Origin of the sequence: Xanthobacter autotrophicus, from assembly GCF_005871085.1 — a bacterium.
Classification (GTDB): Bacteria; Pseudomonadota; Alphaproteobacteria; order Rhizobiales; family Xanthobacteraceae; genus Xanthobacter; species Xanthobacter autotrophicus.
This window is the reverse complement of the sequence record NZ_VAUP01000042.1, coordinates 32,429-53,256: the sequence shown is the minus strand read 5'-3', so window position 1 is coordinate 53,256 and position 20,828 is coordinate 32,429. Positions and strand designations below refer to the sequence as shown.

Annotated in this window: 19 protein-coding genes; 12 read left to right on the top strand and 7 right to left on the bottom strand. The window is 67.6% G+C overall.

The window, feature by feature from the left end:
* Positions 1 to 35 precede the first annotated feature (35 nt).
* Positions 36 to 929, bottom strand: coding sequence for a LysR family transcriptional regulator (locus tag FBQ73_RS21935; protein ID WP_246089900.1), 894 nt, complete (start codon positions 927 to 929; stop codon positions 36 to 38).
* A 128-nt stretch (positions 930 to 1,057) separates the two neighbouring features.
* Between FBQ73_RS21935 and FBQ73_RS21930 the strand changes: the two genes are divergently transcribed.
* The 10 genes from FBQ73_RS21930 (at position 1,058) to FBQ73_RS21885 (ending at position 10,330) form a co-directional block, all read left to right on the top strand.
* A complete protein-coding gene (locus FBQ73_RS21930; RefSeq protein WP_138401623.1) occupies positions 1,058 to 1,768 on the top strand; it encodes an isochorismatase family protein in 711 nt (236 codons plus the stop codon).
* 94 nt (positions 1,769 to 1,862) lie between these two features.
* Positions 1,863 to 2,930, top strand: a complete 1,068-nt coding sequence (locus FBQ73_RS21925) for an ABC transporter substrate-binding protein (RefSeq protein WP_138401622.1) — start codon at positions 1,863 to 1,865, stop codon at positions 2,928 to 2,930.
* A 26-nt stretch (positions 2,931 to 2,956) separates the two neighbouring features.
* Positions 2,957 to 3,883, top strand: a complete 927-nt coding sequence (locus FBQ73_RS21920; protein WP_138401621.1) for an ABC transporter permease — start codon at positions 2,957 to 2,959, stop codon at positions 3,881 to 3,883.
* A gap of 8 nt (positions 3,884 to 3,891) precedes the next feature.
* Complete coding sequence (locus FBQ73_RS21915; protein ID WP_138401620.1) at positions 3,892 to 4,698, top strand: ABC transporter permease; 807 nt, start codon at positions 3,892 to 3,894, stop codon at positions 4,696 to 4,698.
* Positions 4,699 to 4,723: 25 nt separating this feature from the next.
* Complete coding sequence (locus tag FBQ73_RS21910; protein WP_138401619.1) at positions 4,724 to 5,785, top strand: ABC transporter ATP-binding protein; 1,062 nt, start codon at positions 4,724 to 4,726, stop codon at positions 5,783 to 5,785.
* Positions 5,786 to 5,891: 106 nt separating this feature from the next.
* A complete protein-coding gene (locus tag FBQ73_RS21905) occupies positions 5,892 to 6,866 on the top strand; it encodes a dipeptidase (RefSeq protein WP_138401618.1) in 975 nt (324 codons plus the stop codon).
* Positions 6,867 to 6,907: 41 nt separating this feature from the next.
* Positions 6,908 to 7,435 carry a 4-vinyl reductase gene (locus tag FBQ73_RS21900; RefSeq protein WP_138401617.1) on the top strand — a complete coding sequence of 176 codons (528 nt, stop codon included), beginning with the start codon at positions 6,908 to 6,910 and terminating at the stop codon, positions 7,433 to 7,435.
* Positions 7,436 to 7,517: 82 nt separating this feature from the next.
* Positions 7,518 to 8,585: an ABC transporter substrate-binding protein gene (locus FBQ73_RS21895; protein ID WP_138401616.1), complete on the top strand. Its 1,068-nt coding sequence runs from the start codon at positions 7,518 to 7,520 to the stop codon at positions 8,583 to 8,585.
* Positions 8,586 to 8,666: 81 nt separating this feature from the next.
* Positions 8,667 to 9,536, top strand: coding sequence for an ABC transporter permease (locus FBQ73_RS21890; RefSeq protein WP_170219017.1), 870 nt, complete (start codon positions 8,667 to 8,669; stop codon positions 9,534 to 9,536).
* Positions 9,536 to 10,330, top strand: coding sequence for an ABC transporter permease (locus FBQ73_RS21885; RefSeq protein WP_138401614.1), 795 nt, complete (start codon positions 9,536 to 9,538; stop codon positions 10,328 to 10,330). The genes FBQ73_RS21890 and FBQ73_RS21885 overlap by 1 nt, the downstream gene beginning before the upstream one ends.
* Before the next feature lie 316 nt (positions 10,331 to 10,646).
* Here the strand turns inward: FBQ73_RS21885 and FBQ73_RS21880 are convergent, their stop codons facing one another.
* From FBQ73_RS21880 to FBQ73_RS21855, 6 genes are all read right to left on the bottom strand, one after another.
* A complete protein-coding gene (locus FBQ73_RS21880; protein WP_138401613.1) occupies positions 10,647 to 11,186 on the bottom strand; it encodes a sarcosine oxidase subunit gamma in 540 nt (179 codons plus the stop codon).
* Positions 11,179 to 14,190: a sarcosine oxidase subunit alpha family protein gene (locus FBQ73_RS21875; RefSeq protein WP_138401612.1), complete on the bottom strand. Its 3,012-nt coding sequence runs from the start codon at positions 14,188 to 14,190 to the stop codon at positions 11,179 to 11,181. Before FBQ73_RS21875 ends, FBQ73_RS21880 begins: the two co-directional genes overlap by 8 nt.
* Before the next feature lies 1 nt (position 14,191).
* The gene (locus tag FBQ73_RS21870) at positions 14,192 to 14,485 is read right to left on the bottom strand and encodes a sarcosine oxidase subunit delta (protein ID WP_138401611.1); all 294 of its coding nucleotides are present in this window, start codon (positions 14,483 to 14,485) and stop codon (positions 14,192 to 14,194) included.
* Positions 14,486 to 14,496: 11 nt separating this feature from the next.
* Entirely contained in the window at positions 14,497 to 15,750 is a 1,254-nt protein-coding gene (locus FBQ73_RS21865) for a sarcosine oxidase subunit beta family protein (RefSeq protein WP_138401610.1), read from the bottom strand.
* 412 nt (positions 15,751 to 16,162) lie between these two features.
* Complete coding sequence (glyA, locus tag FBQ73_RS21860; protein ID WP_138401609.1) at positions 16,163 to 17,449, bottom strand: serine hydroxymethyltransferase; 1,287 nt, start codon at positions 17,447 to 17,449, stop codon at positions 16,163 to 16,165.
* A gap of 220 nt (positions 17,450 to 17,669) precedes the next feature.
* Entirely contained in the window at positions 17,670 to 19,016 is a 1,347-nt protein-coding gene (locus FBQ73_RS21855) for an L-serine ammonia-lyase (protein WP_138401608.1), read from the bottom strand.
* A gap of 277 nt (positions 19,017 to 19,293) precedes the next feature.
* Between FBQ73_RS21855 and FBQ73_RS21850 the strand changes: the two genes are divergently transcribed.
* Both FBQ73_RS21850 and FBQ73_RS21845 read left to right on the top strand, forming a co-directional pair.
* Positions 19,294 to 20,379: a GlxA family transcriptional regulator gene (locus FBQ73_RS21850; protein ID WP_138401607.1), complete on the top strand. Its 1,086-nt coding sequence runs from the start codon at positions 19,294 to 19,296 to the stop codon at positions 20,377 to 20,379.
* Positions 20,380 to 20,417: 38 nt separating this feature from the next.
* The gene (locus tag FBQ73_RS21845) at positions 20,418 to 20,741 is read left to right on the top strand and encodes a putative quinol monooxygenase (RefSeq protein ID WP_138401606.1); all 324 of its coding nucleotides are present in this window, start codon (positions 20,418 to 20,420) and stop codon (positions 20,739 to 20,741) included.
* Positions 20,742 to 20,828: the final 87 nt, after the last annotated feature.

Here is a 20,828-nt window from a genome sequence, read left to right as displayed (position 1 = left end):
CCGGCCGGAGGGTCTGGTTCCGGGCGGCGCTGCGGCTAGACGCTGCCCCACACCCGCAACATGAAATCGGTGAAGATGGAGACCGCCGGCGAGTGTACCGGCGTTGCCCAGGCGGCGACGGTGACGATCTTTTCCGACACATCATCGAGATCGCGGATGACGATGCCGCGCCGCTGCAGGTTGCGCACGCAACTGGCATAGACCGAGACCCCGGCGCCCGCCGCCACCAGCCCGAAGATGCCTTCCGAGGAGGAGGCCTCCTGCGCGATGCGCGGGGTGAAACCGGCGCGGTGGCAGATGGAGAAGAAGGCGTTGCGAAAGGCGCCCCAATTCTCCCCCGAGCCGAGCACGAAGGGTTGGTCCGCAAGGTCCGAGAGGCGCAGGGTGCGCACGTTGGAGAGCGGGTGGGTGATGGGCAGCAGCGCCACGTAGCGGTTGTCGTCGAAGGTGTAGCTCGCCATGCTCGGCTCCTCGAACGGTCCGATCATGAAGCCGATGTCGATGCGTTCCGCCAGCAGCGCCTCCTGCTGCTTGAAGGTGGGGATGAATGAGATCTCCAGCCGGATTTCCGGCCGGTAGCGACTGAAAGCGCTCAGGAATTCCGGCAGCCGGCCGTTGATGGCGAAGTCCATGTAGCCGATGCGCAGCAGGCCCACCTCGCCGCTGGCGGTGCGGCGGGCATTGGTGACGGCGCGCTCCAGCCGCTCCAGGGCGGCGCGGCCGTCGGCGAGGAAGGCCTTGCCGGCCTCGGTCAGTTCCACCGAGCGGGTGGTGCGGGCGATCAGCGGCACGCCCACGTCCTGCTCCAGGTCGCGGATCAGGCGGCTCATGGCCGGCTGGGTCATGTGGGCGCGCTGGGCGGCGCGGCTGAAGTGCAGTTCCTCGGAGAGGAGGACGAAGGCACGGACGTGGCGGAGATCGAAGCGCATGGCGTCATTCATATCAGAAATTGCATCAATCGTGCCGAATTTGGAATTTCTCCTGTCATAGAAGATTGAGCAATCTTGTCCCTGCAAGTCCGGCGCAGACGGGCGGAAAACCAGCAGGGACAACGACTATGGCGTTCGAGGAAGATCTCGATGCGGCGCTGACGCGCGCCTTCGAACAGGCAACCTCCCTGTACCAGGGGCGCGGCTTCCAGCGGCGGGTGGGATTCGGCAGCCGGCCGGCGCTGATCAACGTGGATCTGGCCAATGCCTGGACCCGTCCCGGCAACCCGTTCACTTGCGAGAAGATCGACGACCAGATCATCCCTGGGGTGCAGGCTCTGCTCGCCGCCTGCCGGCGCAACGGCCACCCGGTGGTGCATGTGACCACCTGCTACCAGGTCACCGACGAGACCCAGGCCGCGACCGATATGGGCTTGTGGCACCACAAGATTCCCATCGAGGTGGTGGACCAGTCCAAGCCCGAACTGTGGGCCATCGACAGCCGCATCGAGCCGGTGAAGGGTGAGCAGGTGCTCATCAAGAAGCGGGCCTCCGCCTTCCATGGCACCTATCTCGCCGGCTTCCTGCGGGCCAACAATGTGGACACCATCCTGGTGACCGGCGTCACCGCCTCCGCCTGCGTGCGCACAACGCTTTGCGACGGTCTGGCGGAAGGTTTCCGCACCATCGCGGTGAAGGAGTGCATCGGCGACCGGGTGCCCGGCGCGGTGGCTTGGAACCTCTTCGACATCGACGCGAAGTTCGCCGATGTGGAGCCGCTGGAGCGCTGCATCTCCTACCTCGACGAAGTCGGCGCCAAGTCTCGCGCCGCGGCCTGATCGGGTCGCCGCGCTCCGGCGCGGCGACTTCAAGACGTTCTCCGACATCGACGACTTCGACTTCGACATCAAAAAATAAAATCCAGAGGCGGACATGACGAAGACTGATCTCACCCTTTCGGGTGCGCCATCCCGGCGTGCCGTCCTTGGAGCGCTCGGTGCGGGGGCGGCGGTGCTCGCCGCCCCGCGCCTTGTTCGCGCGCAGGAGGGGACCCTCGTCGTCTCCAACTGGGGTGGCGACTGGAACGAGCGGACCATCCGCTTCGTGGAAGCGCCGCTGGTGGAAAGCCGCGGCATCAAGATCGTCCGCGACCTCGGCATGGAGCCGGAGCGCAAGGCCAAGCTGATCGCCGAGAAGCGGCTCAAGCGCGGCACCATCGACGTCATCCACATCAACGAGGGCGACAGCGTGGAGCTGAACGCCCAGGACGTGCTGAGCGACATCGATTTCGCCAAGGTGCCCAATTACGCCGACGTGGTGCCGGCGCTGAAGTCCAAGCCCTTCTTCGTGCCGTGGCTCTACAGCGGTGTCTCCATCATCTACAACAAGGACAAGGTGCCGAACCCGCCCAAGTCCTATGAAGAGCTGTGGGACAAGAAATGGGCCGGCAGGATCGGCCTTACCAACCAGCTTTACTTCAACTACATCATGATGGCCGGCCTGATCAAAGGCGGCAACGTCACCAATACCGAGCAGGGCAAGGAACGGCTGATCCAGCTGAAGGAGCTGACCCAGCCGCGCATCTATGCTGCCCACCAGCAGCTCGGTGCCGGCCTCGTCAATGGCGAGGTGGACATCGCGGTGAACTACAAGGCGCGCGGCCTGCAATGGGCCAATGACGGCGCCCCTCTCGCCATCCAGTATCCGTCCGAAGGCGCCATCGCGGTGATGTTCGGCGCGGCCCTGCCCAAGCGCGCGCCGAGCCCCGACCTCGCCTATATCTATTTCAACGCCATGCTGGACCGCAAAGCCATGGCCGGTCTTGCCGGCGCCAGCTTCTACGCCCCGGCCAACGCCAAGGCGGAGCTGACCGACGAACTGCGCGCCAAGGTGGACTTCACGGCGGCGCAGGCGGCGGCCCTGAAATTCCCCGATTACGCCCACGTGGCGAAGAATACGGCGGAATGGCTTGAGTGGTGGAACAAGAACATCGCCCGCTGAGCGCGGCCGGCATGTCGGGTTCGGCCATGTCCGCAGCAACGACCAACCCCGGCGGCGCCACCGCTCCGCCCCTTAATCTTCCCGCGCCGGGTGCGCGGGAACGCCGGCGCCTGTCGCCGGCCTTCGGCCTCGCCGCGCCCGGCACCCTGTTCGTGGTGCTGGCGCTGATGGGTCCGCTCGCCCTCATGTTCCGCTATTCGCTGAACCGGTTCGTGCCGGGGCAGATGATGGTGGAGGCGCTGACCCTCGCCAACTACCAGAAATTCTTCGCCGACAGCTACTACCAGGAGGTGCTGGCGACCACCCTGTGGGTGTCCGGCCTCTCCACACTCCTGTGCCTCCTTGCCGGCTTTCCGGTGGCGTACTTTCTGGTGCGGCAGGCCAGCGACAAATGGAAGGGGCGGTTGCTCCTCCTCGTCATCCTGCCGCTGCTCATGGGCAATGCGGTGCGCACGGCGGCGTGGATGGTGATTTTGGGTGACAAGGGCTTGTTCAACGCATTTGTCAGCACCCTCGGCCTGTCGCCGGTGAAGCTCATGTACACACCCACCGCCGTGGTTATCGGCCTCGTCTCGGTGCTGCTGCCGTTCATGATCGTGACGCTGCAGAGCATCATCGAGGGCATCGACGCCAATCTGGAAGCCGCCGCCTCCAGCCTTGGCGCCTCCCACCTCACCACCCTGTGGCGGGTGGTGCTGCCCTTGGCACTGCCGGGCATCCTCGCCGGCACCATGCTGTGCTTCATCCTCTCCATGAACGCCTATGCGACGCCCGTGCTCATCGGCGGCCCGAGCTTCCAGATGATGGCGCCCGCCGTCTACCAGCAGGTGGCGAAAGCCATGAACTGGCCCTTCGGCGCGGCGCTCGCCTTCGTGCTGATGGCGGTGACGCTCGTGCTCACCACCACCGCCAACGTCCTGGTGCAGCGGCGCTATCGCCGCTGGAGCGAGTGAGGGGGGCTATGGGCATTCTCGCCATCAACCGCATCTACGCCGCGCTCTCGGCGCTGGTGCTCGCCTTCGTGCTGCTGCCGCTGGTGGCCATCGTGTGGGTGAGCTTCTTCGCCAACCGCATCCTGTCCTTCCCGGCCACCGGATATACCTTCAGCTGGTATGTCCGCGCCTGGGAACAGGAGGCGTTCCGCAACGGCTTCATCACCAGCGTGGAGACCGCGCTGGTGGCGGTGGCCATATCGCTGGTGCTGGGCGTGCCGGCGAGCCTGGCCCTGGTGCGCTATCGCTTTCCGGGGCGGGACGCCATCCAGACCGTGCTGCTCTCGCCCATGGTGGTGCCGGGCATCGTCGGCGGGGCGGCGCTGTTCATGGCCTTCATCGAGCTGGAAGTGCTGCTGGACGTGGAGATCGCCGGCACCTTGCCGGGCCTGCTCATCGCCCATGGCCTCATCGCCTTGCCGTGGACGGTGCGGCTGGTGACGGCCTCCCTGGTGGGCATGAGCCCGTCCTATGAGGAGGCGGCGCGCTCGCTGGGCGCGGGGGTGCTCACCACCTTCTTCCGGGTGACTTTGCCCATCATCAAGCCCGGCATTGTGGCGGCGGCGCTGTTCTCCTTCGTGGTGTCCTTCATCGACCTTGAAAAGTCGATCTTCCTGGTGGGGCCGGGCCGCACCACGCTCCAGATCGCGCTGGTTTCGTATCTGGAATGGAACCTCGATTCCACGGTGGCGGCGGTCGCGACCGTGCAGATCCTCATCATCGGCGCGCTGCTGATCGCCAGCGACCGCTATGCCCGCCTCGCGCGGGCCTTCTGAAACGCCTGTTTTCGGAGTGACCTGAATGTCCGACGTCGTCCTCCAGTCCATCGTCAAGCGCTACGACGCCACCACCGCCGTGGACAATGTCTCGCTCAACATCCGCCAGGGCGAGCTGGTGGCGCTGCTCGGCCCCTCCGGCTGTGGCAAGACCACGACCCTGCGCATGGTGGGCGGCTTCATCCCCGTCACCGAGGGGCGCATCCTGGTGGGCGGGCGCGATCTCACGTCGCTGCCGCCCAACAAGCGCAACATGGGCTTCGGCTTCCAGAACTACGCGCTGTTCCCGCACATGAGCGTGGGCGAGAACGTGGCTTTCGGGCTTCAGATGCGCAAGCTGCCCAAGGCCGACATCGCCCGAAAGGTGAAGACGGCGCTCGACCGGGTGAAGCTTTCCCATCTCGCCGATCGCCTGCCCAAGCAGCTCTCCGGCGGCCAGCAGCAGCGGGTGGCGCTTGCCCGCGCGTTGGTGATCGAGCCGGACGTGCTGCTGCTCGACGAGCCGCTCTCCAACCTCGACGCGCAATTGCGCAACGAGATGAAGCTGGAGATCCGCAACATCCAGCAGCAGCTCGGCATCACCACCATCTTCGTCACCCACGATCAGGATGAGGCGCTCTCGGTGGCCGACCGGGTGGTGCTGATGCGCGCCGGGCGCATCGAGCAGATGGGCGCGCCGGACGACCTGTTCGAGCGGCCGGCCTCCCACTTCGTCGCCGAATTCATGGGCGTGACCAACCTGTTGGCCGGGACGCTGGAAAGCGTCGGGCGGTTCCGCCTCAAGAGCGGCGAGGTGGTGGCGGTGCCGGTGGCCGGGCTCTCCGGAGACCTCGCTCTGGCGCTGCGGCCCGAGCGGGTGATCCTCGACGGCACCGACGAGGCGCTGCTCGCCAACACCCTGTCCGCCGAGGTGGAGTTCGCCACCTATCGCGGCCTCGTCATCGATTATCGCGTGCGCCTGCCCTCGGGCGTGACGCTGATTGCCCGCCGACCCTCGCCGGCGGTGGGCGGCCCCGCGCCGCTCAGCCCCGGTCGCGCCGTGCGCGTCTCCTGGCAGCCCGAGGCCGGAACTCTCGTGCCGGTGTGAACGGGCACCCGTTCCCTTTTCCAGTATTCGCCGGCGTAAGGCCGGCACCTCAAGAAGGCATTTCGCCGTGAATTTGCACGTTTCGCCCACGAAGGAAGATCAAGCCGTGTCCAGCCTGCACGAACAGCTTGTCGTCATCGACGGCCTCATCATCTCCGATTTCGGCCGCGCGGTGTTCGAGGACATGCGCAAGGGCGGCCTCACCGCCGCCAACTGCACCTGCTGCGTGTGGGACAACTTCACCGAGACCATGCGCAATATCGCCAAGTGGAAGAAGGATTTCGCGGCCAACGCCGACATCATCTCCCAGGTCTACACCACTGAAGACATCCTGAAGGCGAAGGCCGAGGGCAAGACCGGCATCATCCTCGGCTGGCAGAACACCTCGGGCATCGAGGACCGCATCGAATATCTCGAACTGTTCCACGAATTGGGCGTGCGCATCATCCAGATGACGTACAACACCCAGAATTACGTGGGCTCCGGCTGCTACGAGGGCACCGACAGCGGCCTCTCCGACTTCGGCCACGACGTGGTGGCGGAGATGAACCGCCTCGGCATCCTGTGCGACCTGTCCCATGTGGGGCCGAAGACTTCGGAAGACACCATCAAGGCATCCAAGAAGCGCGTCGCCTATTCCCACTGCCTGCCGGCGGGGCTGAAGGCCCATCCGCGCAACAAGAGCGACGAGCAGTTGCGCTTCATCGCCGACAAGGGCGGCTTCATCGGCGTCACCATGTTCCCGCCCTTCCTGGCGAAGGGGCCGGAAGCGTCCGTCGCCGATTACGTGGAGGCGATGGAGTACATCATCAACATCGCCGGCGAGGACATCGTGGGCGTGGGCACCGATTTCACGCAGGGCTACGGCAAGCCTTTCTTCGACTGGATCACCCACGACAAGGGCTTCGGCCGCAAGCTCACGGATTTCGGCGCCGTCATCAATCCGGAAGGCTTCCGCGAGATCGGCGACTTCCCGAACCTCACCGCCGCCATGGAAGCCCGCGGCTGGTCGACTGCCCGCATCGAGAAGGTGATGGGGCAGAACTGGCTCCAGCTGCTCAAGGACGTGTGGGGCGCTTAAGCCTCACATCGTCTTCCATTCAACGCGGGAATACTGAAAAAATGGCCAAGCCCGAGATCGAGATCGACGTGGACCCGGCGACGGGGCGCTGGTTCGTGGACAAGATGCCCATGATCCTGGTGCCCCAGCATTTCTACAACAACAACCACTTCGCCATCGAGGGCGCGCTGGGGGCGCAGGCCTTCGACGCGGCGCTGGCGCCGGCCGGGCACCTCTCGGCCTACGTGTGGTGCAGGAAGCAGGCGGAGGTCTACGGCCTCGAAGGCGTCGATGTGTTCGCCCACTACATGAAGCGGCTGTCGCAGCGCGGCTGGGGCCTGTTCTCCATCCTCGCCATCGATCCCGTCGCCGGCACCGCCACCATCCGCCTCGACAACTCCTCCTTCGTGACGGACGAGACGCGTAATGCGGGCCGCAAGCTCTGCTACATGTTCGCGCCGTGGCTGGCGGGGGCGCTGGAATTCGTCTGCGAACAGGCCGGCGCGCCGCAAAAGCTCGAAGCCCGTGAGGTGCAGTGCGCCGCCGAGGGGCACGACTTCTGTCTCTATGAGGTCAAGCCCGCCGCCTGAGGCGGGCGTCTTTTTCAACAATACCTGAATAAGCGACCCGAAACCGGGCGCACCTTCCATCCGACCAGAGGACTTGAGGAACATGAGCGACAAGATGAACATGTCTCGCCGCACCGCGCTGAAGACGTTCGGTGTGGCCGCCGCCGGGGCGCTCGCGGCGCCGTCCGTCATCACCCGTTCGCTGGCGGCCGGCGAGACGCTGGTGGTCTATAATTTCGACGGACTGCTGGGCAAGGTGATCAAGGATCACTGGATCGACCCCTTCAGCCAGACCACCGGCGTGAAGGTGGAAGTGCTGACCATGCAGGGCTCGTCCCCGCCCATGGCGAAGATCAAGGCCCAGGTGGATGCCGGCCGCCCCGATGCGGACGTCATCCCCATGCAGATGCCCGATTATGTCTTCGGCGTGCGGAACAACCTGTTCCAGACCATCGACGCCAAGGATATGCCGGAATACGCCAACCTCTATCCCGATTACATCACCCCCCACGGGCCGAAGCTGGTATTGTGGAGCTACGGCCTCGCCTACAACACGGACAAGATCAAGACCGCCCCCACCGCCTGGGCCGACCTGTGGGACCCGCAGTACAAGGGCAAGGCGGCGCTGAACGAGGCGCTGTTCGACCAGGCGCTGCAGATGGCCAACCTCGTCGCCAAGGGCAAGCCCCTGCCGGTGGACGACGCCACCTTCGCCGCCCTCACCAAGCTGCGCCCGAATCTTGCGACGCTCTGGACCACCGGCGCCCAGGCCGAGCAATTGCTGCGTACCGGCGAGGTGTGGATCATGCCGGTGTGGAACGGCCGCGTGTATCCGCTGAAGGACCAGGGCGTGCCGATTGATTTCGTCTCGCCGAAGGAAGGCTTCTTCACCCGGGCCGACCCGTTCTGCATTCCGCGCGGTGCGAAGAACCCGGACCTCGCCAAGGCCTTCATCAACTTCTCCTGCACCGTCGCCCCGCAGCAGGCGCTGGCCAAGGGGCTGTTCTATGCCTCGCCCAACCAGAAGGTGGTCTATCCGCCGGAGATCGCCAAGCGCGTGGTGGTCTCCACCCGCGAGGAACTGGCGCGCGCCGTGCCGGAGGATTTCGAGGTGATCGTGGACAATCTGCCCGATTGGCGCCGGCGCTGGGACGCCTGGAAGCAGAGCTGAGCGAAAGCCGGTCGCGGAGCCCTCGTCATGGCGAGCGATGCCTCTCTTCCATCCTCCCTCGCGGACCCTCGGGGCAAGCGGATGTCATTGAAAAACCTCGGTCGTCAGGGTTTCGGCCGGCTCGGATGGTGGGGGCTTCTGGCCCCCGCCATGGCGCTGTACGCCCTCGTCTTCTTCATGCCGCTCGGCGTGCTGGTGGGCGAGAGCGTGCACCCCTCCGGCGCGCCCCAGCTGTCGCTCGCCAATTATGCCGCCTTCTTCACCGATGGCGTCACCTTCTCCATCTTCGCGCGCACGGTGCGCCTCGCCTTCTTCGTCACCCTCACCTGCCTCGTGTTCGGCTATCCGCTGGCCTTGTTCATGCGGCGGGCGGGGCCGGTGCTGCGGCTGGTGGCGCTCACCATCGTGGTGTCGCCGCTGCTCACCTCGGTCATCGTGCGCAATGTGGCCTGGCTCCTGGTGCTGGGGCGCGAGGGCATGGTGAATACGCTGCTGCGGCAGGCCGGCCTCATCGATGCGCCGTTGCCGCTGCTCTACAACACCTTCGGCGTGGTGGTGGGCGTCACCCACGTCTATCTCGCCTTTCTGGTGCTGCCGGTGTTCTCCTCGCTGCTCGCCATCGACCCGTCGGTGGAACAGGCGGCGTCGAGCCTTGGCGCCTCGCGCTTCACGGTGTTTCGCAAGGTGACGGTGCCGCTCTCTTTGCCGGGGGTGATCGCGGGATCCACCCTCGTGTTCGTGCTCACCATGGGGGTGTACCTGACCCCGGTGATCATGGGCGGCAGCTTCGTCACCACCCTGCCCATGGTGATGACAGATCTGGTGCGCACCCAGTTCGACTGGAGCCGGGCGGCGGCCTTCGCCATCGTGCTTCTCGCCTTCATCGCCATCGTGATGGTGGCATCCAGCCGCGCCGAGCGGCGCATCGAGCGCATGCGCGGGGAGCTGTGATGAGCGAAAACCGGATCGGCCTCCTCGTGGGTACCATCGCCGTGACGGTGATGGTGTTCCTCATCCTGCCCCAGCTCATCCTGCTGGTGCAGTCGTTCACGGCGGAGGATTATCTCTCCTTCCCACCGAAGCATTTCGGGCTTCGGTGGTACGCCTTCATCTTCGGCGACGAGACCTGGCGGCGGGCACTGTCCACCAGCCTGCTCATCGCCGTGCTGGTGACCCCCCTTGCCGTCATCATCGGCACGGCGGCGGCCATCGGGCTCGATCGGGGGCCCATGCGCATGCGCAAGGCCATGCGCACCGCTCTGGTCTCGCCCATGGTGCTGCCCCATGTGGTGCTGGGCATGGCCATCTACCGGGTGTTCCTGCCCCTGCGCTTCGACGATACGCTCGCGGGCTTCATGGTGGCGCATCTGGTCTTGTGCGTGCCCTATGTGATCGTCACCGTGGGCGCGAGCCTTCAGGCCATGGATCGCTCGCTGGAACAGGCCGCCATGAGCCTTGGCGCCTCGCTTCCGGTGGCCTTGTGGCGGGTGGTGCTGCCGCTGGTTCGTCCGGGGGTGATCGCGGGGGCGGTGTTCGCCTTCATCACCTCGTTCGACGAATTCATCGTCACCTACTTCCTGGCGAGCCGGCAGACCACCGCGCCCATCCAGATCTTCTCCAGCCTGTCCTATCAGCTGGAGCCGTCCATCGCGGCGGTGTCCGGTCTGACGCTGGTGGTGACGGCGGCCCTGTGCGGCCTGCTCATCCTGCGTGGGAGCATGGCCGGCACGACGCAGATGGCGTGAGGGGAGTGTTTCCGCGCAAAGTTTCCGCCCCGTACGGTGAACCCTCTCCCGCTTGCGGGGGAGGGCAGGGAGGGGGCAGGGCGTTTCCGCATTCCCGCTGTCGGTACTTGTGGCGCGGTGCTGCCCCCACCCCAACCCTCCCCCGCCCGAACTCGGCTATTGCCGAGTTCGGTTCCCCAAGAGCCGAAGCCGGAAACATCCGGCTTCGGCGCGGGAGAGGGGGCAGATCGCGCGGTCGACGGTGAAGACGAAACAACAAAAAGCGCGGGACGGATGACCTCCGTCCCGCGCTTTTCTTTTCACCCAACCCCCGCGATCAGGCGAATTCCTGTGCCACCTCGGTGAGGAAGCCGGACACATAGGGCGCGAACGAGCGCCAGCATTCCACCCGGAAGCCAGAACCCAGCCGCACCACCACCACGTCGGCCTTGCCGAGCAGGGTGCGGGTGGCGCTGCCTTGCGGGAAGGCGGCGTCAGACAGGTCCAGCGCGATGCCGGCGTTCAGCACGTCCGCAGCGTGCGGGCCGGTGACGGCGATGCCCACATTGCGGTGACCCACGGCCACCAGCGAGAAGAAGCGGCCGACAAGGTCGGCCTCCAGCGCCGCCTGGGCGGCAGCGCCTTCGCCTTCGGGCAGCACCAGCAGCCATTCGTCGGGGCCGAGCCGGGCGGCGAAGCGCTCCGCCATGCCGTGGGCGGTGTTGAGGGCGCCCGACAGGTCGAAGCCGCCGGCGGTGCCGGAAAAGCCCTTGAGCCGCAGCACGAAGCGATCGGCCGGGGGCAGGGGGGAGACGATGCCGCCTTTGCCCACAGGCAGGACGGGGGTGCGGCGGGCCGCTTTCGGGGTATCAAGCATGGAGCGCTCCTTCCGTCTGGACGCCGTTCACCCTTTTGCCTTCTGGATCGACGAACACCGGCGCGGTCACCTTCACGGTGGTGAACCCGGCGGGGGTGGTGACGTGCAGGGTCTCGCCCATGCGCGTCCGGCCGCCGGCAACCAGCGCCAGCGCGATGGGATGGCCAAGGCTGGGGCTGAGATAGGACGAGGTGACGTGCCCCAGCATGGTCATCGGCACCGCCTGAGCTGGATCGGCGACGATCTGCGCCCCCTCGTCCAGCACCGTGCGGCCGTCGAGCGAGGCGAGGCCGACCAGCTGCTTGCGGTCGGCCAGCGCCATGTCGGGCCGCGCCAGCGAGCGCTTGCCCACGAAGTCGCGCTTCACCTTGGAGACCATGCCGCCGAGGCCGAGATCCTCCGGCGTCACCGTGCCGTCGGTTTCCTGCCCGACGATGATGAAGCCGCGCTCGGCGCGCAGCACGTGCATGGCCTCGGTGCCATAGGGCGTGATGCCGAAGCGCTGGCCGTAATCGTAGAGCGCCTCCCACACCGCGCGGGCGTGGTCCGCCGGCACGTTGATCTCGAAGCCCATCTCGCCGGTGAAGGAGACGCGCATGAGCCGGGTCGGCACGCCGCAAATTTCGCCCACGCGCACCGCCATGTGCGGGAACGCCTCGCCCGCAAGGTCGATGCCGGTGACGAAGGGCTGAAGCACATCGCGGGCCTTGGGGCCCTGAAGCGCGATCACCGCCCATTCCTCGGTGGTGGAGGTGGCGAAGACGTTGAGGTCCGGCCATTCAGTCTGGAGATAATCCTCCATGTGGGCCAGCACGCGGGGCGCGCCGCCGGTGGTGGTGGTCACATGGAACAGGTCCGGGGCCAGGCGGGCGACCACGCCATCGTCGAAGATGAAGCCGTCTTCCTTCAGCATCAGCCCGTAGCGGCACTTGCCCGGTTCCAGTTTCAGCCACGCATTGGGATAGATGCGGTTGAGGAATTCCGCCGCATCCGGCCCCTTCACCTCGATCTTGCCCAGCGTCGAGGCATCGAAGATGCCGACGCTTTCGCGCACCGCCTTGCATTCGCGCGCCACCGCCGCATGCATGTCTTCCCCCGCCTTGGGGAAATACCAGGCGCGCCGCCACAGCGAGACGTTCTCGAACTTCGCGCCGTGCTCCACCGCCCACTCATGCAGCGGGGCGGTGCGGATGGGATCGAACAACTGCCCCCGCGCCGAGCCGATGATGGCGCCGAAGGTCACCGGCGTATAAGGCGGGCGGAAGGTGGTGGTGCCCACCTGCGGAATGGGCTTTTCCAGGATCTCCGACAACAGGCCGAGGGCCGCCATGTTGGAGGTCTTGCCCTGGTCGCTGGCCATGCCGTTGGTGGTGTAGCGCTTCACATGCTCCACGCTCTCGAAGCCCTCGCGCACGGCAAGGCGGATGTCCTTGGCCGTCACGTCGTTCTGGAAGTCGAGGAAGGCACGCACCTTCTTCGGATCGTCGTCCGTGGGCAGCACCCGCGCCGGGGCAAAGCCGGTGGGGGTCGCCGGGGCTGCGGCGAACAGGCGGGAGCCGTCCGCGCCCGCCGCACCGCTGCCGGCGGCCCAGCCTTCGGCGAGGATGGCGGAAAGGCCGTAGGTGCCCTTGCAGGCGCCGGCGGAGCGCTCCTTCTGCACCGAGATGCCGGGGACGAAGGCGTCGATGTCCGCGCGGAAGATGAGCTTGCCGCGCGACTGGGAGAACAGGTGGACCGAGGGCGTCCAGCCGCCGGAGATGCCGGCGCAATCGCACGGCAGGGTGCGCCGCGCGCCTACGCCCTTGCCGGCGGTGAACGGCGCCACGATGAGGCCGGTGAGCCCCTTGCCGCCGGTGGAGCCCACCACGGTGTGGCCGGCGAGGATCTCGATGCCCGCGGCCAGCGCCTTCTCCGGCCCGATGGCGCTTTCCGGCCGCGTGTCCACGATGGTGACATCGAGCCCGGCGGCCTTGGCGTCCGCCGCCGCGGCATAGGCGGAGGCGCCGTTGGTGGCGAACACGATGCGCCGGCCCGGCGCCACGCCGTAGCGGTTGATGTAGGTGCGCACGCTTTCCGCCAGCATGATGCCGGGGCGGTCATTGTCGGCGAAGGAGAGCGGGCGCTCGTGGGCGCCGGTGGCGATCACCACCTCGGCGGGCCGCACCTGCCACAGCCGCTCGCGCGGCAGTTTGGGGTCGGGCCGTTCCAGATGGTCGGTGACGCGCTCGGTGAGCACCACGTGGTTGTGGTTGTAATAGCCGAACGCCGTGGTGCGCGGCAGCAGGGTCACGTTGGCGCGGCCTGCCAGCGTCGTCAGCGCGTGCGCCACCCATTGGGCGGCGGAGACGCCGTCGATGGTGGCGGTGCGCTCCGCCAGCAGGCTGCCGCCCATCTCCGCCTGCTCGTCGGCGAGGATCACGCGGCGGCCATTCTCGGAGGCGGCCAGCGCTGCGGCAAGGCCGGCCGGTCCCGCGCCCACCACCAGCACGTCGCAATGGGCGTTGCGGTGCACGTAGCGGTCGGCGTCCGGAACGTCGGGGGCCACGCCGAGGCCGGCGGCGGCGCGGATCTTGGGCTCATAGAGCTTGTCCCAGAACGAACGCGGCCACATGAAGGTCTTGTAGTAGAAGCCCGCCACCAGGACCGGCGACAGGCGGTCGTTCACCGCGCCGATGTCGTGCTCCAGCGAGGGCCAGTGGTTCTGCGAGGAGAGCTTCAGCCCGCCCACCGCCTCGATCACCGTGGCGCGGTTGTTGGGGTCGGCACGGCCGGGGCCGCGATCCACCTTCAACAGCGCGTTGGGCTCGTCGGAGCCGTGGGTGAGGATGCCGCGCGGGCGGTGATATTTGAACGAGCGGCCCACCAGGCGGATGCCGTTGGCGAGCAGGGCGGAGGCCACCGTGTCGCCGGCAAAGCCGTCCACACTCTTGCCGTTGAAGGTGAAGGCCAGCGGCTTCGCGCGGTCGATGCGGCCGCCGGAGGGGAGGCGATTGGATTGGGCCATCTCACTTGCCTCCTTCGGTCGGGAGAGCGGGCCTCGGCTGGCCCATCTCGTAGCTGGCGAGGAAGCTGTCGCTCACCGTGTTGCGCAGGGCGTTGAACCAGCGGCCACAGCCGTGGGAATGCAGCCAGCGTTCCGCATGCACGCCCTTGTTGCTGGTGCGCACGAAGAGATACTCGGCCCACTGGGCATCATCGAGGGCATTGGGGTCGGCCGGGCGGGCGATATGGGCCTCGCCGCCGCAGTGGAATTCCACCTCGGGGCGCGGTCCGCAATAGGGGCAGGGGACGAGGAGCATGGTTGAATTCCTCAGTGCGCCACCGCCGCCGCCGCTGCCTCGTCGATGAGGCGGCCGGTGCGGAAGCGGTCGAGGGTGAAGGGGGCGTTGATGGGGTGGGGCTCGTCGCGGGCGATGGTGTGGGCGAACACATGGGCCGAGCCCGGCGTCGCCTTGAAGCCGCCGGTACCCCAGCCGCAATTCACATAGAGCCCCTTCACCGGCGTCTTGCCGACGATGGGCGAGCGGTCCGGCGTCACGTCCACGATGCCGCCCCAGGAGCGCAGCATCTTCATGCGGGTGAATTGCGGGAACAGCTCGCAGATGGCGTCCAGCGTGTGGGTGGTGATGTGCAGCCCGCCCTGCTGGCTGTAGGACACATATTGGTCGGTGCCCGCGCCGATGACGAGTTCGCCCTTGTCGGACTGCGAGATGTAGGCGTGCACCGCGTTCGACATGAGCACGCAGGGAAAGCACGGCTTCACCGGCTCCGACACCAGCGCCTGCAGCGGGAAGCTTTCCAGCGGCATGCGCACCCCGGCCATGCCCATCACCATGGAGGTGTGGCCGGCCACCGAGACGCCGATCTTCTTGGTCTTGATGGAGCCGCGCGAGGTTTCCACCCCCGTCACCGCGCCATCCGGGCCGCGGGTGATGGCGATGACCTCGCAATTCTGGATGATGTCCACGCCCAGCGCATCGGCGCCGCGGGCATAGCCCCACACCACCGCGTCATGGCGCGCCGTGCCGCCGCGTCGCTGCAATGCCGCGCCCATCACCGGATAGCGGATGTCGGGGGAGATGTTCAGCGGCGGGCAGAAGTCCTTGGCTTCCTCCGGCGTCATCCACTCGTTGTCGATGCCGTTGAGCCGGTTGGAGTAAACGTGGCGCTTGAAGCTCTGCACGTCGTGGACATTGTGCGCCAGCATCAGCACGCCGCGCTGGGAGAACATGACGTTGTAGTTCAGCTCCTGGGAAAGACCTTCCCACAGCTTCACCGCGTGCTCGAACAGCGCGGCGCTTTCGTCATACAGATAATTGGAGCGGATGATGGTGGTGTTGCGCCCGGCATTGCCGCCGCCGATCCAGCCCTTTTCCAGCACCGCGATATTGGTGAGGCCGTGTTCCTTGGCGAGATAATAGGCGGCGCCCAGCCCATGACCGCCACCGCCGATGATGATGGCGTCATAGGCGGCCTTGGGCGTGGGGTTGCGCCATTGGCGTTCCCAGCCCTGATGGCCGTTGAGGGCTTCGGTAAGCAGCGAGGAAATGGAAAAGCGGCGCATGGGCCTCACGTCCTTGTTCTGCAGGCAGGATGCGCCCGGCCGGGGCGGCGATCTCGTTCAAATGCGACTGGGTTCTGGAATGGATGCGACGGGGGTGGGTAGGGCGCTTCATTGCGGACCAGCGGCCGCCAGTCGGATCGGGCAAGGCGGGCGGCGAGCCCCCTAACTACCCGTCATGGCCGGGCTTGACCCGGAAGTCGGCTGTTGCCGACTTCCGTCCCTGAGAACGGAACCCGCAAACATGCGGGTTCCGGCCATCCACGCCGCTCCGCCTGTACGCCGTTCGTCATTTTGCGGCCAGCCGTACCGCGTGGATGCCCGGCACAAGGCCGGGCATGACGGCGGTGCAAGACGACCCGGCTTTCGTTCCGCTCGTCCGGGCATGACCGCGACTCCTAAGGGGCCCGCCCCCTCACATCCCCGCATAGAGCGGGAAGCGGGCGCACAGCTCGGCCACCTTGGCGCGGGTCGCAACCTCCGCCTTGCCGTTGGCCTCGGCGCCGTTGGCGGCAAGTCCGGTGAGCACGTCGGCGATGAGGTCGCCCACTTGCTCGAACTCGGCGATGCCGAAGCCGCGCGTGGTGCCCGCCGGGGTGCCGAGGCGAATGCCCGAGGTCACGAACGGCTTTTCGGGATCGAACGGAATGCCGTTCTTGTTGCAGGTGAGGCCGGCCCGCTCCAGCGCCGCCTCCGCCGCCTTGCCGGTGACGCCGAAGGGGCGCAGGTCCACCAGCACCATGTGGCTGTCGGTGCCCCCCGAAACGATGGCGGCGCCGCGCTCCGACAGCCGGCCGGCGAGCGCGCGGGCGTTGGAGACCACCTTGAGCGCATAGGTGCGGAAATCGTCGGTGAGCGCCTCGCCGAAGGCCACCGCCTTGGCGGCGATCACATGCATCAGCGGGCCGCCCTGGAGGCCGGGGAACACGGCGGAATTCAGCTTCTTCGCCAGCGCCTCGTCATTTGTGAGGATGAGGCCGCCGCGCGGGCCGCGCAGGGTCTTGTGGGTGGTGGTCGTCACCACATGGGCATGGGGGAAGGGCGAGGGATAGGCCCCTGCCACGATGAGCCCGGCATAGTGCGCCGCATCCACCATGAGGTGTGCGCCCACCGCGTCGGCGATGGCGCGGAAGCGGGCGAAATCGATGATGCGCGGATAGGACGAGCCGCCGGCGATGATGAGCTTGGGCTTGTGCTCGTGGGCCAGGCGCTCCACCTCGTCATAGTCGATGAGGGCGGTGTCGCGCGTGACGCCATAGCCGATGGCCTTGAACCACTTGCCCGACAGGGTGGGCGGCGCGCCGTGGGTGAGGTGGCCGCCGGCCGCCAGCGACATGCCGAGCAGGGTGTCGCCGGGCTGGAGCAGGGCCATCAGCACCGCCGCATTGGCCTGCGCGCCCGAGTGGGGCTGCACATTGGCGAAGCCGGCGCCGAACAACTGCTTGGCCCGATCGATGGCGATCTCCTCCACCACGTCCACATGCTCGCAGCCGCCGTAATAGCGCTTGCCCGGCAGGCCCTCGGCATACTTGTTGGTGAGCACTGACCCCTGCGCGGCCAGCACCGCCTCGGACACGATATTCTCCGAGGCGATCAGCTCGATCTGGTCCTGCTGGCGCTTCAACTCGGCGCGGATGGCGTCGAACACGGCGGGGTCGGCGGCGTGGCTGGGGTCTTGGCTGGGGGGAACGTGAAGGGTCATGGGCGTTGGTCCTTCTGGAAGGGATGGGGGATGGTTTCGTGCCCCGGCCGACTGGAGCGCGAGCGCAAGGAGAGCCGGGGTCCAGCGCAAGGGTTCGCCGCAGGCGGCGTGAGCGGAGGCCGTGGCGGGTAATGCCGGCTTCGCCGACTTCTCCCCTGGGCCCCGGATCGGCGCTCCGGCTGCGCCGTCGCTGGTCCGGGGCACGGGGGGACGGGGCGGCTCAGCATTCGGGCACGTTGACCGCGAGGCCGCCCTGCGAGGTTTCCTTGTATTTGGACTGCATGTCGGCGCCGGTCTGGCGCATGGTCTCGATCACCTGGTCGAGGGAGACGTGGTGGATGCCGTCGCCGCGTAGGGCCAGCGAGGCCGCCGCGATGGCCTTGTTGGCGCCGAAGGCGTTGCGCTCGATGCAGGGGATCTGCACCAGCCCGCCGATGGGATCGCAGGTCATGCCCAGGTGATGCTCCATGGCGATCTCGGCGGCGTTCTCGATCTGCGCCGGGCTTGCCCCCAGCACCGCCGCGAGCCCCGCCGCCGCCATGGAGGCGGCCGAGCCCACCTCGCCCTGGCAGCCCACCTCGGCGCCGGAGATGGAGGCGTTGCGCTTGATGAGCGCGCCTACCGCCGCCGCCGTCAGCAGGAAGGCGTGGAGCTGGGTGTGGGTGGTGTCGGGACAGATGTCGCGCACATAGCGCAGCACCGCCGGCACGATGCCCGCTGCCCCGTTGGTGGGGGCGGTGACGATGCGCCCGCCGGCGGCATTCTCCTCGTTCACCGCCATGGCGAACACCGAAACCCAGTCCATGATCTCGTGGGGCGGGCGCTGGTTGGCGAGGCGATCGGCCTGAAGCTGGGCGTGGATGGCCTTGGCCCGCCGCTTCACCCGTAGCCGGCCGGGCAGGGCGCCGTCGCGGGCGAGGCCCCGGTCGATGGAGGCGAACATGGCGTCCAGAATGGCATCGAGGCCGCGCTCCACGTCGGCGCGGGGGCGCAATGCGCATTCGTTCGCCATTTGCAGGTCGGCGATGGAAAGCTGCGCGCGGGCGCAGGCGGAGAGCAGCTCCGCCGCCGTGGCGAAGGGGTGGGGCACGTCCTGCGCCGGCGCCTCGCGGGCCTCGCCCTCCTCCACCACGAAGCCGCCGCCGATGGAATAGAACACGCGCTCTTCGAGGATTGCGTCGTCCTCTCCAAAAGCGCGGAAGCGCATGCCATTGGAGTGCAGCGGCAGCAGCGTGGCAAAATCGAAGATGAGGTCGCGCTCGGCATCGAAGGCGATGCGGACAGCGCCCACCTCGATGAATTTCTGGATGGCGAGGCGGGCAGTGAGCACCGGCACCTCGTCCGGGTCCAGCGTATCGGGCGCCGCGCCCATGAGGCCGAGGCAGATGGCGGTGTCGGAGCCATGGCCCTTGCCGGTCCACGCCAGCGAGCCGAACAGCTCCGCCGTGACGCGCCGCGTGCCCTGCGGCAGCCCATCGCGAAACCGCCGCGCCGCCACCATGGGCCCCACCGTGTGCGACGAGGACGGGCCGATGCCGATCTTGAAGAGGTCGAACACGCTGATCATCCGTAGCCTCTGCCTTGGGGGTGTGGGGTGCTGGAACCCTCTCCCGCTTGCGGGGGAGGGCAGGGTGGGGGCTGCGGTGTTCCCGCCCATCGCTGGAGTGGGTGGCGCGGCCCGCCCCCTCCCCAGCCCTCCCCCGCAAGCGGGGGAGGGGGCGACGGCGCCTGTGTCACCACCCGTCCCGCCCGGTCTTGACCTGCCCCCGGACGGGGCCGATGCTGCGATACTGCCCGCCGAAAGCGCATTGATCTCGGCGCGGTGCGACCCTTGTCTGGAACAGATGCGACATTCGCTGCCCTCCCGAACGCCGCCGGGCGCCCGGCACCCGAGCGCCAAGCTGCGGGTGGGTTTCGTGCTCATGCACAATTTCACCCTCACCGCGTTTTCGAGCTTCGTGGACGTGCTGCGCCTCGCCGCCGACGAGGGCGACCGCTCGCGTCCCATCGGCTGTTCGTGGCAGGTGATGAGCCCCGGCCGGCGTCCGGCGCGCTCGTCCTGCGGCATCGACATCCAGCCCACCGCCGATCTCGGCGATCCCGGCGATTTCGACTACATCGTGGTGGTGGGCGGCCTGCTGCACGGCATGCCGCCGCTGCCGGCCGCGGTGGCCACCTGGCTCCAGCGCGCGGCCAAGGCGAACGTGCCGCTGGTGGGGGTGTGCACCGGCTCGTTCGTGCTGTGCCGGCTGGGGCTGATGGCGCAGCGCAAATGCTGCGTCAGCTGGTATCACTACCGCGACTTCCTGGAGGAATTCCCCACCCTCGTGCCGGTGGCCGACCAGCTGTTCGTGGTGGATGGCGACCGCATCACCTGCTCCGGCGGGGCCGGGGTGGCGGATCTCGCGGCGCAGCTGGTCACCCAGCACCTGGGATCGGCGGTGGCGCAGAAGGCGCTGAACATCCTGCTCATCGACCGCCCGCGCACGGCGGACAGCGCCCAGCCGGCGCCGAGTTTAGGAGGGCAGGGTGCCGGGCCGGGCGCGGGAGACGGCGGCATCGCGGATGCCCGCGTCTCCCGCGCGCTGCTGCTGATGGAGCAGAACCTCGCCGAGCCCTTGCCCATCGCGGCGCTGGCCGATGCGCTGGCGGTGAGCCCGCGCCAGCTGGAGCGGCTGTTCGCCGAGCGCCTCGGCGAAAGCCCGCAGGAGAGCTATCTGGCGCTGCGCCTGCGCCACGCCCGCTGGATGCTGGCCAACACGCCGTTTTCCGCCGCCCGCATCGCCGCCGACCTCGGCTTTGCCGATGGTTCCCATTTCGGGCGGGCGTTCAAGGCGCGCTTCGGCGAGACGCCCGCCGCCTTCCGCCGCGACGCCGCCCGCCCCGCCCGCCGCTCCGCCCCGGCGGAGGAGACGCGGGTGTTCGACTAGAGACTCCGGTCCGACCGGGGGCAAGACGAGGAGACGACATGAGTACGACCGAGTTGAACACCACCCCGGCGCCTTTCGTGGTGATCGCGGAGTTTGATGTGGAGCCCGCCCGCCTCGCCGATTTCCTCGCCGTCGCGCGCGATGACGCGGCCCATTCCGTAGTCGACGAGCCGGGTTGCCAGCAGTTCGAGGTGACCGTGCTGGAGGGGGCGTCCACCGTGGTATTCTTTGAGGTCTATGACGACCGCGCCGCCTTCGACGCCCATCTGGAAACGCCCCACCTCGCCCGCTTCCGCGATGCCTTCCCGGCCCTGATCCGCTCCGAGCCGACGGTGCGCTTCGGCGCCTTGCGCAGCGTGTAGGAGGGCGTCGCCACTGGTCATTCCCGTCCGAAGCCGGAACCACCCGGCTTCGGTGCGGCAGCGGGGCTCCCTTTCAATTTGAAGCAC

Coding starts and splice junctions, on each gene's coding strand:
- FBQ73_RS21930 (WP_138401623.1), top strand. CDS start 1,058: ATGGCGTTCGAGGAAGATCTCGATGCGGCGCTGACGCGCGCCTTCGAA.
- FBQ73_RS21925 (WP_138401622.1), top strand. CDS start 1,863: ATGACGAAGACTGATCTCACCCTTTCGGGTGCGCCATCCCGGCGTGCC.
- FBQ73_RS21900 (WP_138401617.1), top strand. CDS start 6,908: ATGGCCAAGCCCGAGATCGAGATCGACGTGGACCCGGCGACGGGGCGC.
- FBQ73_RS21920 (WP_138401621.1), top strand. CDS start 2,957: ATGTCCGCAGCAACGACCAACCCCGGCGGCGCCACCGCTCCGCCCCTT.
- FBQ73_RS21865 (WP_138401610.1), bottom strand. CDS start 15,750: ATGCGCCGCTTTTCCATTTCCTCGCTGCTTACCGAAGCCCTCAACGGC.
- FBQ73_RS21855 (WP_138401608.1), bottom strand. CDS start 19,016: ATGATCAGCGTGTTCGACCTCTTCAAGATCGGCATCGGCCCGTCCTCG.
- FBQ73_RS21885 (WP_138401614.1), top strand. CDS start 9,536: ATGAGCGAAAACCGGATCGGCCTCCTCGTGGGTACCATCGCCGTGACG.
- FBQ73_RS21915 (WP_138401620.1), top strand. CDS start 3,892: ATGGGCATTCTCGCCATCAACCGCATCTACGCCGCGCTCTCGGCGCTG.
- glyA (WP_138401609.1), bottom strand. CDS start 17,449: ATGACCCTTCACGTTCCCCCCAGCCAAGACCCCAGCCACGCCGCCGAC.
- FBQ73_RS21880 (WP_138401613.1), bottom strand. CDS start 11,186: ATGCTTGATACCCCGAAAGCGGCCCGCCGCACCCCCGTCCTGCCTGTG.
- FBQ73_RS21935 (WP_246089900.1), bottom strand. CDS start 929: ATGCGCTTCGATCTCCGCCACGTCCGTGCCTTCGTCCTCCTCTCCGAG.
- FBQ73_RS21870 (WP_138401611.1), bottom strand. CDS start 14,485: ATGCTCCTCGTCCCCTGCCCCTATTGCGGACCGCGCCCCGAGGTGGAA.
- FBQ73_RS21910 (WP_138401619.1), top strand. CDS start 4,724: ATGTCCGACGTCGTCCTCCAGTCCATCGTCAAGCGCTACGACGCCACC.
- FBQ73_RS21890 (WP_170219017.1), top strand. CDS start 8,667: ATGTCATTGAAAAACCTCGGTCGTCAGGGTTTCGGCCGGCTCGGATGG.
- FBQ73_RS21875 (WP_138401612.1), bottom strand. CDS start 14,190: ATGGCCCAATCCAATCGCCTCCCCTCCGGCGGCCGCATCGACCGCGCG.
- FBQ73_RS21850 (WP_138401607.1), top strand. CDS start 19,294: ATGCGACATTCGCTGCCCTCCCGAACGCCGCCGGGCGCCCGGCACCCG.
- FBQ73_RS21845 (WP_138401606.1), top strand. CDS start 20,418: ATGAGTACGACCGAGTTGAACACCACCCCGGCGCCTTTCGTGGTGATC.
- FBQ73_RS21895 (WP_138401616.1), top strand. CDS start 7,518: ATGAGCGACAAGATGAACATGTCTCGCCGCACCGCGCTGAAGACGTTC.